Here is a 15313-nt window from a genome sequence, read left to right on the forward strand (position 1 = left end):
GGACTGAATCGGCCCCGAAAGAAACTGCCTCCCGCCGGTCCGGGCCTGCGTCATTAGACCGATGGCGCGTTGACGTTGCCCCCAATATAGTTGCAAAAGAAACTAATATGACCGGGTTCCAGAGGCCCGGCACAACCATAATAATGGCCAATGCGCCAGTTCAGGAGGGACACAGAATGATCGCCACCAGACTAGCCATGTTCGGGACGCTCGCAGCCGCGCTGCTGGCCTCCTCGACCGTATCTGCGCAGGTATCCGACGACATCGTCAAGATCGGCGTGCTGACCGACATGAACGGCCCGGCCTCGACGCCGACCGGCCAGGGCTCGGTGACCGCCGCGCAGATGGCGGTCGACGATTTCGGCGGCAAGGTGCTCGGCAAGCCGATCTCGGTCATCGTCGGCGATCACCAGCTCAAGCCGGACATCGGCGCGACCATCGCGCGGCGCTGGTATGACGTCGATCAGGTCGACCTCATCGTCGACGTGCCGGTCTCGGCGGTCGGGCTCGCGGTGCAGAACATCGCCAACGAGAAGAAGAAACTGTTCATCACGCACTCGACCGGCGCGACCGATTTCCATGGCAAGTTCTGCTCGCCCTACACGATGCAGTGGGTGTTCGACACCCGCGCGCTCGCGGTCGGCACCGCGCAGGAGGTGGTGAAGCGCGGCGGCGACAGCTGGTTCTTCATCACTGACGACTATGCGTTCGGCCACTCGCTGGAGAAGGACGCCTCCGCGATCGTGACCAAGAACGGCGGCAAGGTGCTTGGTGCGGTGCGGCCGCCGTTTGCCACGCCCGACCTGTCGTCCTTCATCCTGCAGGCGCAGGCCTCGAAGGCCAAGATCATCGGCATCGCCGGCGGACCGCCGAACAACACCAACGAGATCAAGACGGCCGCCGAGTTCGGTGTCTTCGCCGGCGGGCAGCAGATGGCGGCGCTGCTGGCGCTGATCACCGACGTGCACTCGATCGGGCTGTCGGCCGCGCAGGGCCTGTTGCTGACCACGTCGTTCTACTGGGACATGGACGATAAGACCCGGGAATGGTCGAAGCGCTATTTCGCCAAGATGAACCGGATGCCGACGATGTGGCAGGCCGGCGTCTACTCCTCGGTGACCGCCTATCTGAACGCGATCAAGGACAGCGGCACCGACGATCCGCTCAAGGTCGCGGCCAAGATGCGCGAGAAGCCGGTCGAGGATTTCTTCGCCCGCAACGGCAGACTGCGCGAGGACAATCTGATGGTGCACGACCTCTGGCTGGTCCAGGTCAAGACGCCGGCCGAGTCGAAATATCCGTGGGACTATTACAAGATCCTGGCGAAGATCTCCGGCGAGGACGCGTTCGGCCCGCCGGACCCGGCGTGTGCGATGGCGAAGAAGTAGGCGAATAGGGAGTGGCGAATGGTGACGATGGACCGAAATTTCCATTCGCCATTCGCTACTCGCCATTCGCCCTCTTCATTTCGCCACCCCGATCTCGCGGAAATATCTGAGCACGCCGGGGTGAATCAGATTGATGTCGGGCGCGGCGGCGACGGTGTTCGCCGCCGTGGTCTCGCAGGCCTGGGCGAGCTTCTTGCAGAACTCGGCCTCGACGCCGTGCAGCGTCTTCGCCAGCCGGTAGGCGACGTCGTCGGGCAGGCTCTCGCGCACCAGGACGTAGCTCCAGGAGCCGACCGACGAGATTGCCTCGTTCTGCCTCGGATAGCTGCCCGCGGGGATCGTCAGCGGCTTCAGGAAGGTGTGCTTGGCACGGATGCGGGCGATCTCGTCTGCGGTCGGCGCGATGAAACGCGCACCGCTCGCGCTCTCGGCCATCTTGGTGAAGCCGGGCCAGCCGATGCCGGCGCCCCACAGTGCCGCGGCGCGGCCGTCCTCGACCATCGCGGGCCCGTCGCCGGCGCGATCGAGATAGATCGACTTGAAGTCCTCGTCCTGCTTCAGCCCGATGCCGTCGAGGATGTAGCGCGACAGGATCGGCAGGCCGGAACCCTTGGCGCCGAACGCGACGGACTGGCCGACGAGGTCCTTGATCGTCGTGTAGGAACTGTCGGCGCGGACCACGAACATGCCAGGACTCGAATACATCGCGGTGAGGATCTTCAGCTTCGTCGCCTTCGACCGGCCGATGCCCATGAAGGCTTCATAGGCGGGCTCACCCGCAACGGTTGCGATATCGACGCCGCCGGCCTCGAGCAGCGGAATGTTCTCGTTGGAGCCCTTGGTGTTGCGCGGCTCGATCGACAGCGTCGGATCGGCCGCATTCATCACCTCGGCAAGCGCATTGCCATAGAGCGGAAAGCCGCCACCCGGCGTCGCCGTGGCGAAACTGATCGTAGTTTTGGAAATGGCCTTGTCCCCCTCTTGCGCCGCCGCGCCGCCCGCGAGCAGCAGCGCGCCAGCGCAAACCATAACAGCGAATTTCATTCCGAGCCTCAAGCATTGCACATGAGCCCGACTATCGTCGCACGGGCGGGGTCGTAGGCAAAGGCAGCGTTTTGTGAAACCATGACGGCAACAGTCACAAGAAAATGACGGGAGAGACGATGTTCCGGTTCGCACGTGCCGCGTTGCTTGGTTTGTTTTGTTGCATTGCCTCGGCTGCCCCCTCCTTCGCATCCGACTATCCGAACCGCCCGGTGCGCTGGCTGATCGGGTTTGCCGCCGGTGGCCCGGTCGACATCGTCGCCCGCATCATGAGCCAGTGGCTGTCGGATCATCTCGGCCAGCAATTCGTGGTCGAGAACCGCACCGGCTCCGGCGGCAACATCGCGGCTGCCGCCGCGATCAACTCGCCGGCGGACGGATACACGCTGCTGTTCGTTGCGCCCAACAATGCGATCTCGACCTCGCTCTACAAGAAGCTGCCCTACGACTTCCTGCGCGACACCACGCCGGTCGCCAGCATCATGCAGCTCACCAACATGCTGGTGGTCTCAAACGCGATGCCGGTGAAGACGGTTCAAGAATTCATCGACTACTGCAAGGCCAATCCGGGCAAGATCGCCTACGCCTCGTCCGGCTACGGCACCTCGGTGCACATGTCGGCCGAGCTGTTCAAGGCGATGACCAAGTGCGACATGCAGCACGTGCCGTACCGGGGATCCGCGATCGCCTTCCCCGACATCATCTCCAACAAGGTGCAGCTGATCTTCGACAATCTGCCGTCGGCGCTGGAGCAGTCGCGCGGCGGCAGCGTCCGCGCGCTCGGCGTCACCTCGCCGCAACGCTGGCCGGGCGTGCCCGACGTGCCCGCGATCGCCGAGACCGTGCCGGGCTTCGAGGCGGTGGGCTTCTACGGCATCTCGGCGCCGAAGGGCACGCCGCCGGAAGTCATCGAGATCCTCAACAAGGCGGTCGGCGAGGCCTTGAAGGACCCGAAACTCGTGGCGCGCCTCGCCGAGGCCGGCGGCATCCCGAGGCCGATGACCCCGGCCGAATTCGGCAAACTGGTGGCCGACGAGACCGAGAAATGGCGCAAGGTCGTCGAGTTCGCCGGCGTCTCGGTGGATTGAGGCGTGGATGGCCCGCCACGGGCCGGGTCGGGGACGGCATTGCCGAAACCCGATGCAGCCTGTAAACGGAGCCCGCACCGTTGCCGGCCGCGCCATGCGGCCCGCAAGGCGGCGGGGCCTGTAGCTCAATGGTTAGAGCCGGCCGCTCATAACGGTCTGGTTGCAGGTTCGAGTCCTGCCGGGCCCACCAATGAGATCGAGATGATGATCTCGTCGCCGGTGCCGGGAACGCCAGGGACTCTCATGATCGTCATGCCAGCAGCGGCCCGCCGCTGGCACTCGCGGTTGTGCTCGAAAACTTCGGGCCGCTCAGGCCTTGAAGTAATCCGGCTGGCCGATGTCGGCGATCAAGCCGGACCCCGTGGGCGTCCAGCCCAGCCGCTGTTGCGTGAGCGCGCTGGAGGCCGGCATGTCCAAGCCGGCGAACATGGCCAGCGGCCCGTAATATTCGCCCGCGTCCTCCTTCCTGATCGAAACCACCGGCACGTTCAGCGCGCGGCCGATCACGTCGATGATCTGGCGCATCGATACGCCTTCCTCGCCGACGGCGTGGTAGATTCCGTCCACCGCACCGTTCTCCAACGCAAGCCGGTAGAGGCGGGCAACGTCCTGCCTATGCGCCGCAGCCCAGCGTTCGCTGCCTTCGCCGACGTAGGCGGCGGCGCCCTTCCGGCGCGCGGGCTCGACCAGATAGGAGATCAGCCCGGCCTTTCCGGCGGCGCCGTGCACTTGCGGCAGGCGCATCGCCATCGCGCGCACGCCGCGCGACGCATAGGCCAAGCCGGCCTGCTCGGACATGCGCGGAACATGCGGGCTCGAGTCGCGCCGCATCTCCTCGGTGATCACCACACCCGGCGCGATGAGACCCGTTCCCGAGGTCACGATGAAGGGCTTATTGGTGCCGGCCAGCGCCTCGCCCATGGCTTCGATCGCGGCCTTGTCGATCGCGCCGTTCTCCGCGAACTTCGCGAAATCATGGATGAAGGCCAGATGGATCACGCCGTCCGCATCCCTCGCGCCGCGCTTCAGGCTTTCGAGATCCTGCAGCGAGCCGCGATGAACCTTGGCGCCGAGCTTCTCGAGCGTCTCCACATTCGCTTCCGAGCGCGCGAGGCCGACGACCTGATGGCCGTTGGCAATGAGTTCCTTGGTGGTTTCGGTGCCGATAAATCCCGCGGCCCCGGTGACGAATACGCGCATGAGAAGCTCTCCTGTTCAGAAGGCTCCGATATTGGTACGCTTCTCATCGGGGTAAAGTAGTGAGGTTATACGGGTATAATCATTACCTGAATGACGACTGTCCGGACGTCCGCTGGCCGATGCTGCCTAGATGTAGTTCTCGAACGCGAGCCGCTCAGCCTGCGTCATATGCAAGCCATGCTTGGTGCGCCGATCCAGGAAGTCGGCAGGCCTCTTGGCCCATTCCTTGTCGCGAAGATACGCCGCTTCGCACTCGTAGAAGTCGCCGCCGAAATGGCGGCCGAGATCGACGGAGCTGCGGGCCGAGCCCAGCAGCTCGCGTGCCCGCGTCCCGTAGCGACGGGCATAGTGACGGACGACCGTTCGCGGCAGATCGGGATAGTCGCGCACCAGCCCATTCGAGAACTCATCGAAGCTGCCGCCGATGTCGCCGCCCGGCAGCGGCCGATCCGCGGTCCAGGCCGGCGACAGCTTCGGAAACCACGGCGCGAGGCGCTGCATCGCCTGCTCCGCCAGCCGGCGGTAGGTCGTGATCTTGCCGCCGAAGATCGAGAGCAGCGGCGGTGCGCCCCCGGCGCCGTGAACCTCGAACACATAGTCGCGCGTCACCGCCGACGGATTGTCGGCGTTGTCATCGTAGAGCGGCCGCACGCCGGAGAAGGCGTGCACGATCTCGCTTGCCCGCGGCGGCGTGCGGAAATAGCGGCGCAGCACCTGCAGCAGGTAATCGCTCTCGTCCTCGCCGATCGCGACGTCCTCGGCGCGGCCCTGATAGGGAATGTCGGTGGTGCCGATCAGCGCGAGATCGTCCTCATAGGGATTGACGAAGATCACCCGGCGATCGCTGTTCTGCAGCAGGTAGGCCTGCGGCCCGTCCCAGAACTTCGGCACCACGATGTGGCTGCCCTTGACCAGCCGCACGCTCTGGGCGGAGTTCAATCCCGCGACGCCCCGGATGACATCCTGAACCCACGGCCCGGCGGCGTTGACCAGCGCGCGCGCCCGAACGACCTGCGCCGTGCCGTCATCGCCCTGCATCTCGAGCTGCCAGGTCTCGCCGTCCCGGCCCGCGCGCACGGCCCGTGTGCGCGGCAGGATGCGTGCGCCGTTCTGCGCGGCGTCGATCAGATTGAGGATCACCAGCCTGCTGTCATCGACCCAGCAGTCCGAATATTCAAAACCTCGCCGGAATTCCCGACGCAGCGGCGCGCCCTCGGGGGCAAGCGACAGATCGAGGCCGCGGCTTGCCGGCAGCTGCTTGCGGCCGCCGAGATGGTCGTAGAGCAACAGCCCGGTGCGGACCAGCCAGGCCGGCCGCTGCTCCGGCGAATGCGGCAGCACGAAGCGCATCGGCCAGATGATGTGCGGCGCAGACGCCAGCAGCACCTCGCGTTCGATCAGCGCCTCGCGCACCAGGCGGAACTCGTAATATTCGAGATAGCGCAGCCCGCCATGGATCAGCTTGCCCGAGCGCGACGAGGTGCCTTCGGCGAGATCATCCTTCTCGCAGAGCAGGACCCTCAACCCGCGCCCGGCGGCGTCGCGGGCGATGCCGGCACCGTTGATGCCGCCACCGATAACGGCGATATCGACCAGCCCGTGATCTCTGCCTGCGACCGGCGCAGTACCCGTCATCGCTTGCTGCTGCGCCGTTTCTCGGCGCGGCGCGGCGCCGCCTTCGCCGTCGCGCGTGGCTTGCCCGGCTTTGGCGCCTGCAAGCCATAAGTCGAGAACCCCTTGGCGGTGTCGGCGATCTCCTCGTCGGTGAGGATGACGCGCGAGTCGAGCGCAAGCGCGAGGTAGTACTGCCGCGCGATGGTCTCGAGCTCGACCGCGAGCCACATCGCCTTGTCGAGATTGGCGCCGAGCGCGATCATGCCGTGATTGGCGAGCAGGCAGCCATTGCGTCCTTCGAGCGCGGCGATCGCATGATCGGACAATTCCTTGGTGCCGTAGCGCGCATAGCCGGCGCAGCGGATCTCGGTGCCGCCGAACGCCGCCATCATGTAGTGGCAGGCCGGGATCGGCTTGCGAGCGATCGCGAGCACGGTCGCGTAGGTCGAATGGGTATGGACGATGGCGCCGACGTCGGGCCGGGCGCGCGTGATGTCGAGATGGAAGCGCCATTCGGTGGACGGCTGCAGCGGCCCCTCCCACGCGCCATAGTCGCCCTCGAGCGGCATCGAGGCGATCATCTCCGGCTTCATCGAATCGTAGGGGGTCGCCGACGGCGTGATCAGCATCCGGTCCTTGTAGCGAGCGGAGATGTTGCCTGATGTCCCCTGGTTGAGGCCCGATGCATTCATCCATCGGCACTTGGCGATAACAGCCTCGCGCAATTGTCGTTCCTCACGGGTCATACGGACTGCCTTTCTTCTTCAGCACGGATTGCGTGGCGGCTCGCCGGCCAGGAAGCGGCGAACCTCTTCGGCCGCCTGCTCGGCGGCCACGGTGACGGTACGCACAGAGGCGCCGGCGATGTGCGGCGTCAGGGTAACGTTGGGAAGTCGCAAGAGCGGCCAGTCGGCCGGGGCCGGCTCGACCGCAAAGGTGTCGAGCATGGCGCCGCCAAGATGCCCCGAGGCCAGCGCATCATAGAGTGCCTCATAATCGACCAGCGGACCGCGCGCGGTGTTGATCAGGAACGCGCCGCGCTTGATCTGCATCAGTGCGTCGCGCCCGATGAAACGGGTGGTCTCGGGCGTCACCCGCGCATGCAGCGTGATGACGTCGGCGCGGCCGAGCAATTCGCCGACCGCGACATGCTCGACGCCGTCATTGCGGTCCTGGGCGCTGAGCTGGACATAGGGGTCGGCGACCAGGATCCTGCAGCCGAACGCCTTCAGCAGCTTGACCACGCGGCTGCCGATCGCGCCGTAGCCGACGATGCCGACCGTCATCTCGCCGAGCTCGCGCCCAGTGCGGTCGGCGCGATAGAGATCGCCGCGCCACTCCCCGCCGCGCAGCGCCTCGTGGCCGCTGCGGATCAGGCGCGTCTCGGCGAGAATGGCGCCGATGGTGAACTCCGCGACCGCGCTCGCATTGCGGCCGGGCGTGTTAACTACCAGCACGTTATGGTCGCGTGCCGCCTGCATGTCGATGTTGACAGGGCCGCCCCGCGTCACCGCGATGAACTTCAGGTTCGGCAGCCGCTCCAGCATCGACCGCGAGATCGGCGCCAGATGGGTGACCAGCAGCTCGGCATCGCCGATGAAGCCGATGATCTCGTCCGGCTGCCCCATGAATTCCTTCAGGCCATCGAGCTTCGAGCCGGCGTAACCGTGCTCCATCGGCTCGTCCGGCCAGGGCTGCTCCAGCGAGCGGATATCGACGCCATTGCCGCAGGCAGCCCGGATGTGATCGACGAACATCGAGGGCAGCATGAAGCGGTCGCCGATAATGGCGATGGACTTAGACATGATCGCCTCCGGCCCGCAGCGCGGCGAGTTGCTTCCAGACCGGCCGCGACGCCAGCCTTGCATCGAGATAAGTCGGGAAGATGCTGGCGTAGCGCTTCGCCAGCGCGGCGTCAGGCGATTGCGGGGCACTCAGGTGCGGCGTAACCCACCGCTCGGCGCAGACGCGCATGTCGGGAAAGGCATCGATGGTCACGGCGGCGATCATCGCGACGCCTGCGGCGCCGGCTTCGCCCCGGCTGCAGATGCGGACGTCGCTATCCAGCGCGGCCCCGAGGATGGCACCGAGCGCACGGCTCTTCGCCGCGCCGCCTGTGATCCTGACGTCGCGCGGCAGCGAACCCATCGCGGCGTAGCAGTCCCGCGCGGCGAAGGCCAGGCCCTCCATCACGCCACGCATCAGATCGCCATAGCGGTGGCGGGAGCGCAGGCCGAAGAATTGCGCGCTGGCCTCATGGGCGACGAACGGACCACGTTCACCCGCATCTGAAATGAATGGATGGAACAGCACCTCGCCGGGTTTGGCCCGCAGCACCTGATCGTCGAGCCGGCGGATCAGCTCAGTGCGTGTGCGCGTCACGCCCTCTGCCGCCAGCATGTCGCATGCGAGATCGAGCATCCAGTCGATGTTCAGCGTCGCCGCCATGTTGGACTGCATCTGGGCATAGTGACCCGGCACCGGGAACGCCATGGTGTAGCCGGTCGCCTCGCGGTTCAGCGTCACCGCGTCGGCGCTTGACACCAGCCGCATATGCATGCCGGTCGAACCGATGATCGTGCAGCCGACATCGGGAGACGGATCGTAGAGCCCGGCACCGAGCGCGTTGCAGATCACGTCCACATAACCGAGGCAGACCGGCACGCCTTCCGGCAGGCCGATCTCGATCGCCGCGGCCGCGGTGAGCGGATGCGTCGTCACCGCACCGTCGACGACTTGCGGGAACAGGTGCGTCAGGTCGGCGATGCCGATCAACCCTGCGGTCTCCGCATCGAAGCCGCGCTTGCGGAATTCGCCGCAGGAGAAGGTCGCTTCCGACGGGTCGGTCGCGCGCTCGCCGGTGAGCAGGAAATAGAGCCAGTCCTTGCAATGGAACGCCGTCGTCGCCCTGGCGATCACCTCGGGCAGATGCGCCTGCAGCCACGCCAGTTGCGGCCCCTGCTGGCAGGCATTGAGCCCGGAGCCGGTACGGCGGTAGAGCGGAGCGTTGCGCTCGCTGGCGCGGATCTCCTCGACCAGCCGGCCGGCGCGAGAATCGAGCCAGAGCAGCGCCGGCGCAACCGGCCGGCCGTCGTCGTCGATCAGCCAGGTGCCGTCGCCCTGCCCGGTCACCGCGATCGCCGCGATCCGCGCGGACAGATCAGGCACCGACTTCGCCAGCGCGCGAATCACCGCGACCGTATCGGTCCAGGTCCGCGCCATATCCTGCTCGACATGGCCGCCGGCCAGGCTGCTATACGCATTCGGCTGCGAGACATCGGCAAGCTGCTCGCCGGCCAGCGTGAACGCCACCGCCTTGATCAACGAGGTGCCGGCATCGATGCCGATGATGACGTCGCGGCTTGCGACCATGGTCAGGACACCTCCGCATGGCGAATGCAGGTTCCGTCGCTGCCGAAGATGTGCAGATGGCGCGGCTCCAGCGCGAACGGCACAATGTCGCCCGGCCGCGCGGCGACCCGGCCCGGCATCACCGCGATCAGCATGCGGCCGCCGCAATCGCCGCCGATATGCGACTGATCGCCGAGCCACTGGTTGGAGACGACCTTCACCCTGACGTCGCCGCTCCCGACCGCGATCTTCTGCGGACGGATGCCGATCCGCACCTGGGATGTGCCGGCAAGCGCCTTCGCCGCCTCGCTGTCGAGCCCGGCGCCGCCGATATGGAACCCCATGTCGGTCCCGACAGACAGGCGGAAGCCTCCCTCCGACCGCGCGACCTCCGCGTCGAGCAGGTTCATCGGCGGCTCGCCGATGAAGCTCGCGACGAACAGATTGGCGGGGCGGCCTTTCAGCTCCTTTTCGCTGGCGAACTGCTGCAGCACGCCGCCTTCCATCACCGCGATGCGGTCGGCCAGCGCGCTCGCCTCGGTCTGGTCGTGGGTGACGAAGATCGCGGTCATGCCGCGCTCGGCGAGCAGGCTCTTAATGCGGCCGCGCAGCACCGCGCGCAGCTGCGGTTCGAGCTGCCCCATCGGCTCATCGAGCAGATAGAGATCGGCGTCGCGCACCAGCGCCCGCGCCAGCGAGACGCGCTGCTGCTGGCCGCCGGAGATCGCGCGCGGATAGGCGTCGAGGATGTCCTCGATCTCGACCAGGCGGGCGATCTCGTCGACGCGACGCTTCACCTCGCTGCGCGGCAGCTGGGCGGATTTCAGCGCGAACGCGATGTTCTCGCGGACCGTGAGCGGCGGATAGAGCGAGTAGCCCTCGAAGGCCATCGCGACCTTGCGCCGCGCCGGCGGCAGCTCGTCGATCCGTCGCCCGCCGAGCGCGATCGAACCGGCCGAGACGTCCTCGAAGCCTGCGATCATGCGCAAGGTCGAGGTCTTGCCACAGCCCGACGATCCCAACAGCGCGACGATCTCGCCCTTCTCGACCGCCATGTCGAGCGCGCGCACCGCGTGCACCGGCGCCTTGCCGCGGCTGCGATAGACCTTGTCGATGCCTCGAAGCTCGAGCATGTCCATGACCATCCGCTCCTATGCCGCCTTGAGCCGGTGCGACGACCCGATCCGCAGCCCGGTCGCGCGATCGAACAGCATCACGGCATCGGGCGCGAAGCGGACGAACACGCTGTCGTCGGCCGCACCATGCGGCGCATCCGGCGGCAGCGCTGCCAGCCATTCCGTTCCATCGGCGAGACGGAGCAGCAGCACCGCCTTCTCATGCATCGGCGTGATCGCGAGAACTCGCGCCGGAATGGCGTCGTCCGTGGAGACAGACGCGACCGCGAGATCCTCCGGCCGCACGCCAAGCCAGCACGCGCCGGGAGGCGCTGCACCATCGGCCGTACCAAGCCGCATCCACGCACCGGCGACTTCCGCCGACAGCGCACCATGCTCAGCGACCGGAGCTACCTCGGCGAGGTTGATGGTCGGATCGCCGAACAGCCGCGCGATCGCGACCCGACGCGGGCTGGGCATAGATATCGGCAGGGGTCGCGACCTGCGCGAGCCGGCCGTCGATCAAGACCGCGATGCGGTCGGCGATCGCCATCGCCTCGCGATAGTCCTGGGTCACGTAGAGCACCGCGGCCGTCCCGCGCCGCAGCAGGTTCGGCAGCTCGAGCCGCATCTCGTAGCGCAGTTTGGCGTCGACGTTGCGCAGGGGATCATCGAGCAGCAGCACGTCGGGATTGCCGATCAGCGCCCGCGCCAGCGCGGTGCGCTGCTTCTGTCCGTTCGACAATTCGCGTGGTGTGTGGCCGAGCACATGCTCGATCTTGAGTAGCTTGCTGATCGCTGCAACCCGGCCCGCGACATCGCCGCCGCCGCCCTTCGCGCGCAGGCCGCTCGCGATATTGTCGCGGGCGGTCATGTGCGGAAAAAGGGCAAAGTTCTGGAACGCCATGCCGATGCCGCGCCGCTCAGGCGGCGCACCGACCACCGAGCGGCCGCCAACGGTAATGTCACCGTCGTCGGGCTCGAACATGCCGGCGATCATGCGCAGCAGCACGGTCTTGCCGCTGCCGGACGGACCGAACACCGCCACTATCTCGCCGGGCTCGACCGCCAGCGACAATCCGTCGGCCGGCCGTTGCGCACCGAATGCCTTGCTCACCGAATTGATCTCGAGACGCGCCATCGGATCAGCCTTTCACCGCGCCGAGCGACAGACCCTCGACCAGATAGCGCTGCGCATAGAGCGCGAGCAACAAGGTCGGTGTCACCGACAGCACGATCGCCGCCGCGATCTGACCGTACTGGATTCCCGATGCGGTGACGAAGGCGAGCGCGCCGACCGTGACCGGCTGCTTGTCGGCCGAGGCCAGGATCAGCGCGAAGACGAAGTTGTTCCAGCAGAAGATGAACGACAGCAGCCCCGCCGCGGCGATCCCGGGTCCCGCCAACGGCACCGCGATCCGGGTGAAGGCCTCGCGCCAGGAATGCCCGGCGAGCCGATAGGCGTGCTCGATGTCAGGACTGATATCCTCGAAATAGCCGCGCACGATCCACAGGATCAGCGGCAGCGCGATCAACTGGTAGACCCAGACGATGCCAAAGTAGGTGTCGTTGAGACCGAGTTCCTGATAGTACAGCGACAGCGGCAGCAGCACGAGCAGCGGCGGCGCGAAGCGGAACGACAGCAGCGTGAACGCGATGGTCTCGCCGAGACGGAATTTGAAGCGCGCAAAGGCGTAAGCCGCCGGCACGCCGAGCAGCAGCGCCAGCAGCACCGCCGCGCTCGACAGCACGACGCTGTTGAAGAGATTGCGCATGAACGAGATCTGCAGATTGCCGGCCGCGGTGCGCAGCTGGCCGGAGATCAGCGCCTCGTAATTCGCAAACGTCGGCTCGAACAGGATCCGCGGCGGTATCCTCAAGATCTGCTCGTTGGTCTGGAACGACATCAGGAAGATCCAGACGATCGGAAACATGAAGAAGATCAGGATCAACGTGAGCGCCACGGCGCGGAAGATGCGACCGGCAAGGCTGGAATGTTCCATCGCGCCCCTCCCCGTCACGCGTGGCCGTGCGCACGTTCGCGCAGCCGCAGCCAGTTCTTGATGAAGATGTTCGACAGGATGTTGGTGATGAGCCAGAGGATCATCAACAGCGCCGCCGACCTGCCGACATTGGTGTATTGGAAGAACTCCAGATAGGCCTGCACCTGGAACACCATCAGCCGGTCGCCGGGGCCGCCCTGCGTCATCGCGTAGATGATGTCGAACTGCTGGATCGAATCGAGCAGGCGGAACAGCGACGCCGTGATGATGTAGGGCGCGAGCATCGGCAGCGTGATGCGGAAGAAGACGAAGCTCGCCGGCACGCCGTCGAGCGCCGCCGCCTCGAACGGTTGCCGCGGCAGCGAGCGTAGGCCGGCGAGCAGCAGGATCATGATGAAGGGCGTGTAGACCCAGACGTCGACCAGCACGACCGTAAACAGCGCGCTCGACGGATCGGAGGCCCATTTGAAATCGGTGACGCCGAACAGGCCGACCAGATATGACAGGATGCCGAAGCTCGGGTTGGTCATCAGCTTCCACATCAGCGCGGCGATCGCCGGCGCCGTCATCAGCGGCAGCAACAGCATGATCGACACCGCATTGTGGAAGCGGGTCGGCCGGCGCAGCAGCAGCGCGATGCCGAGGCCGAGCAGCAGTTCGAGCACGACCGTCACCGCGGTATAGGTGATCGAGATCTGGAACGTATTCCAGAACGCCGGGTCGGACAGGAAGTCGATATAGTTACCGGCGCCAATGAAGCCGCGCAGATAGGGCAGGTTCAGCCGGTAGCGCTGCAGCGAATAGACCGCCGCGGTCACGAACGGAACCAGGATCGCCACGCAGACGAGCAGCGCCGGCAGGCTGAGCAGATAGGGCAAGAGGCGCACGCGCGGCCTTGGCTTGGCCGGCGCCGCCTGCGCGTTCGTCTGGATAAGTTGGACCATGCTCATGATGATAAGAGATCGCGTTGGGCTGGCAAACGCCGCCGGCTCGGATGGGACAAGGGTCCGAGCCGGCGGATGGGTGCGGTGCGGGGGATCAAGCACCGCACAGTCGACCCGTCAGCCGAGGCCGGCCTGCTTGAGCTGGCGGTTGATGCTGTCGGCGAGCTTGTCCAGCCCCTCGTCGACGCTGACCTCTTTCGCCACCATCTTCTGCAGCGAGGCGGCCCATTCGGTGGTCAGGTCGAAGAACAGCGGCTGCGCCGTGAAGTAGATCTTGGCGCCGGGCGACGACATGTCGTGCTGCTCGAGATAGCCGGGATAGGATTTCGCGATGCGGTCGCGGAACTCGCTGTCCTTCCACACCGATGCACGCACCGGGTTGACGAAGTCCATCTTGCGCGCGCCGAACAGATCGTGCTCGACCGAGGCCGCCCATTGCATGAACAGCCAGGCTGCCTCCTTCTGCTTGGAGAAGCTCGACATCGCGAGCGACCAGATCCAGACGTTCGGGGTCGGCGCCTTGGCGGCCGGATTGGCGGCGAACGGCGCGTAGCCGAGATGCCCCTTCTCCTTGTTGTCGCCGCCGTTCATGAAGTAGCCGAGGATGTCGGCGTCGAAGATCATGCCGGAAGCACCGGCGCCGAGGTCGGTGCCGACCTGGTACCAGGTGTAGGTCGACCAGTTCTTCGGGCCCGAAGTCTGGATCATCTTGACCCATTTCTCGTGGAAGTCCTTCGAGGCCTTGGTGTTCATCGCGGCCTTCAGCTTGCCGCCCTCCATCACGAAGTCCTTCTGGCCGAAGTTCGAATAGGCCGATAGGAAGCCGGGATGGATGGTCGCCCAGGAGCGCGAGCCGCGCACGCCGACACCGTAGGGTCCGCCGGCGTCCTTGGTGATCTTGGCCGCGACCTCCAGCATCTCGTCGAGGTTCTTCGGCGGCTTGACGCCGACCTTGTCGAAGACGTTGCGGTTGTAGGTGATGTTGTTGAGCTCATAGCCCCACGGGATGCACCACTGCTTGGCCTTGCCCGAGCCGAGCTCGGAGCCGGCGACGCCGTCCCATGCGGTGGAGGCGCGTAAGCCAGGCAGCACGTCGTCCCAGGCGAACGCCGGGTTGGTCTTGGCGGGGTCCTTGATGTAGGTGTTGAGGTCCTCGATCCAGCCCGCCGGACCATAGGTCCAGGTCATGTAGGCGCCGGTCATGAAGGCGTCGTACTGGTCCGACTTCGACGACAGCGCCGCCGTCACCTTGTCGAAATAGACGTCCTCCGGGAAGATGTCGTAGGTGACGTTCATGCCGGTCAGCGACTTGAACGCCTCGATATCGCCGATCATCGCGTCGACGTAAGGGTGCTTGTTCAGCAGCAGCTTGACGCTCTTGCCGCTCTGGGCCTTCCAGTTGAAGTCCGCGGCCATCGCCTTCGACATCGAGGAGGCGAAGGCGGCATTTGCGGCGATGCCCGCGATGCCGAGCTTGGCGGCGCCGTCGAGGAGATCGCGGCGGCTGATGCGTTTTGCAGCGTAGGAGTCGAACAGATTCTTCTCGCGATCGAACATGTATTTCCT

General features: G+C 65.9%; 12 protein-coding genes, 1 tRNA gene and 1 pseudogene. 3 read left to right on the top strand and 11 right to left on the bottom strand.

The genetic code is table 11. The features are described from left to right. The first annotated feature begins 176 nt into the window (after positions 1–176). Complete coding sequence (locus ACVILL_RS03155; RefSeq protein ID WP_456727810.1) at positions 177–1388, top strand: ABC transporter substrate-binding protein; 1212 nt, start codon at positions 177–179, stop codon at positions 1386–1388. A 75-nt stretch (positions 1389–1463) separates the two neighbouring features. Here ACVILL_RS03155 and ACVILL_RS03160 read toward each other — a convergent pair whose 3' ends face one another. Further along, the gene (locus ACVILL_RS03160; RefSeq protein WP_456727811.1) at positions 1464–2432 is read right to left on the bottom strand and encodes a TAXI family TRAP transporter solute-binding subunit; all 969 of its coding nucleotides are present in this window, start codon (positions 2430–2432) and stop codon (positions 1464–1466) included. A 119-nt stretch (positions 2433–2551) separates the two neighbouring features. Here ACVILL_RS03160 and ACVILL_RS03165 point away from each other — a divergent pair, with 119 nt between their 5' ends. Both ACVILL_RS03165 and ACVILL_RS03170 read left to right on the top strand, forming a co-directional pair. Beyond that, the gene (locus ACVILL_RS03165) at positions 2552–3520 is read left to right on the top strand and encodes a Bug family tripartite tricarboxylate transporter substrate binding protein (protein ID WP_456727812.1); all 969 of its coding nucleotides are present in this window, start codon (positions 2552–2554) and stop codon (positions 3518–3520) included. Positions 3521–3634: 114 nt separating this feature from the next. After that, positions 3635–3710 (top strand) — tRNA-Ile (locus ACVILL_RS03170). Positions 3711–3829: 119 nt separating this feature from the next. Here ACVILL_RS03170 and ACVILL_RS03175 read toward each other — a convergent pair. The 10 genes and pseudogenes from ACVILL_RS03175 to ACVILL_RS03220 form a co-directional block, all read right to left on the bottom strand. Continuing rightward, positions 3830–4720, bottom strand: coding sequence for an SDR family oxidoreductase (locus ACVILL_RS03175; RefSeq protein ID WP_456727813.1), 891 nt, complete (start codon positions 4718–4720; stop codon positions 3830–3832). Positions 4721–4846: 126 nt separating this feature from the next. Continuing rightward, positions 4847–6355, bottom strand: a complete 1509-nt coding sequence (locus tag ACVILL_RS03180; RefSeq protein WP_456727814.1) for a glycerol-3-phosphate dehydrogenase — start codon at positions 6353–6355, stop codon at positions 4847–4849. Continuing rightward, positions 6352–7080 carry a class II aldolase/adducin family protein gene (locus ACVILL_RS03185; protein WP_456727815.1) on the bottom strand — a complete coding sequence of 243 codons (729 nt, stop codon included), beginning with the start codon at positions 7078–7080 and terminating at the stop codon, positions 6352–6354. Before ACVILL_RS03185 ends, ACVILL_RS03180 begins: the two co-directional genes overlap by 4 nt. Positions 7081–7098: 18 nt before the next feature. Then, the gene (locus ACVILL_RS03190; protein ID WP_456727816.1) at positions 7099–8139 is read right to left on the bottom strand and encodes a 2-hydroxyacid dehydrogenase; all 1041 of its coding nucleotides are present in this window, start codon (positions 8137–8139) and stop codon (positions 7099–7101) included. Beyond that, positions 8132–9706, bottom strand: a complete 1575-nt coding sequence (locus ACVILL_RS03195; RefSeq protein WP_456727817.1) for an FGGY family carbohydrate kinase — start codon at positions 9704–9706, stop codon at positions 8132–8134. Before ACVILL_RS03195 ends, ACVILL_RS03190 begins: the two co-directional genes overlap by 8 nt. 2 nt (positions 9707–9708) lie before the next feature. Continuing rightward, positions 9709–10824, bottom strand: a complete 1116-nt coding sequence (locus ACVILL_RS03200) for an ABC transporter ATP-binding protein (protein WP_456727818.1) — start codon at positions 10822–10824, stop codon at positions 9709–9711. 12 nt (positions 10825–10836) lie between these two features. Further along, a pseudogene (locus ACVILL_RS03205) lies at positions 10837–11941 on the bottom strand (ABC transporter ATP-binding protein). 4 nt (positions 11942–11945) lie between these two features. Further along, positions 11946–12803 (bottom strand): carbohydrate ABC transporter permease, encoded by an 858-nt coding sequence (locus ACVILL_RS03210; RefSeq protein ID WP_456727819.1) that lies wholly within the window; start codon positions 12801–12803, stop codon positions 11946–11948. Between the two features lie 14 nt (positions 12804–12817). Beyond that, positions 12818–13747: a carbohydrate ABC transporter permease gene (locus ACVILL_RS03215; RefSeq protein WP_456727820.1), complete on the bottom strand. Its 930-nt coding sequence runs from the start codon at positions 13745–13747 to the stop codon at positions 12818–12820. 117 nt (positions 13748–13864) lie between these two features. Beyond that, entirely contained in the window at positions 13865–15304 is a 1440-nt protein-coding gene (locus ACVILL_RS03220) for an extracellular solute-binding protein (protein WP_456727821.1), read from the bottom strand. Positions 15305–15313 lie beyond the last annotated feature (9 nt).

The sequence above is a fragment of the Bradyrhizobium sp. USDA 3364 genome, assembly GCF_054056355.1.

What these genes read in the sequence shown, in the direction of transcription:
- ACVILL_RS03160 (WP_456727811.1), bottom strand. Translation starts at nt 2,432, where the DNA reads ATGAAATTCGCTGTTATGGTTTGCGCTGGCGCGCTGCTGCTCGCGGGC.
- ACVILL_RS03215 (WP_456727820.1), bottom strand. Translation starts at nt 13,747, where the DNA reads ATGGTCCAACTTATCCAGACGAACGCGCAGGCGGCGCCGGCCAAGCCA.
- ACVILL_RS03185 (WP_456727815.1), bottom strand. Translation starts at nt 7,080, where the DNA reads ATGACCCGTGAGGAACGACAATTGCGCGAGGCTGTTATCGCCAAGTGC.
- ACVILL_RS03210 (WP_456727819.1), bottom strand. Translation starts at nt 12,803, where the DNA reads ATGGAACATTCCAGCCTTGCCGGTCGCATCTTCCGCGCCGTGGCGCTC.
- ACVILL_RS03155 (WP_456727810.1), top strand. Translation starts at nt 177, where the DNA reads ATGATCGCCACCAGACTAGCCATGTTCGGGACGCTCGCAGCCGCGCTG.
- ACVILL_RS03180 (WP_456727814.1), bottom strand. Translation starts at nt 6,355, where the DNA reads ATGACGGGTACTGCGCCGGTCGCAGGCAGAGATCACGGGCTGGTCGAT.
- ACVILL_RS03175 (WP_456727813.1), bottom strand. Translation starts at nt 4,720, where the DNA reads ATGCGCGTATTCGTCACCGGGGCCGCGGGATTTATCGGCACCGAAACC.
- ACVILL_RS03200 (WP_456727818.1), bottom strand. Translation starts at nt 10,824, where the DNA reads ATGGACATGCTCGAGCTTCGAGGCATCGACAAGGTCTATCGCAGCCGC.
- ACVILL_RS03220 (WP_456727821.1), bottom strand. Translation starts at nt 15,304, where the DNA reads ATGTTCGATCGCGAGAAGAATCTGTTCGACTCCTACGCTGCAAAACGC.
- ACVILL_RS03190 (WP_456727816.1), bottom strand. Translation starts at nt 8,139, where the DNA reads ATGTCTAAGTCCATCGCCATTATCGGCGACCGCTTCATGCTGCCCTCG.
- ACVILL_RS03165 (WP_456727812.1), top strand. Translation starts at nt 2,552, where the DNA reads ATGTTCCGGTTCGCACGTGCCGCGTTGCTTGGTTTGTTTTGTTGCATT.
- ACVILL_RS03195 (WP_456727817.1), bottom strand. Translation starts at nt 9,706, where the DNA reads ATGGTCGCAAGCCGCGACGTCATCATCGGCATCGATGCCGGCACCTCG.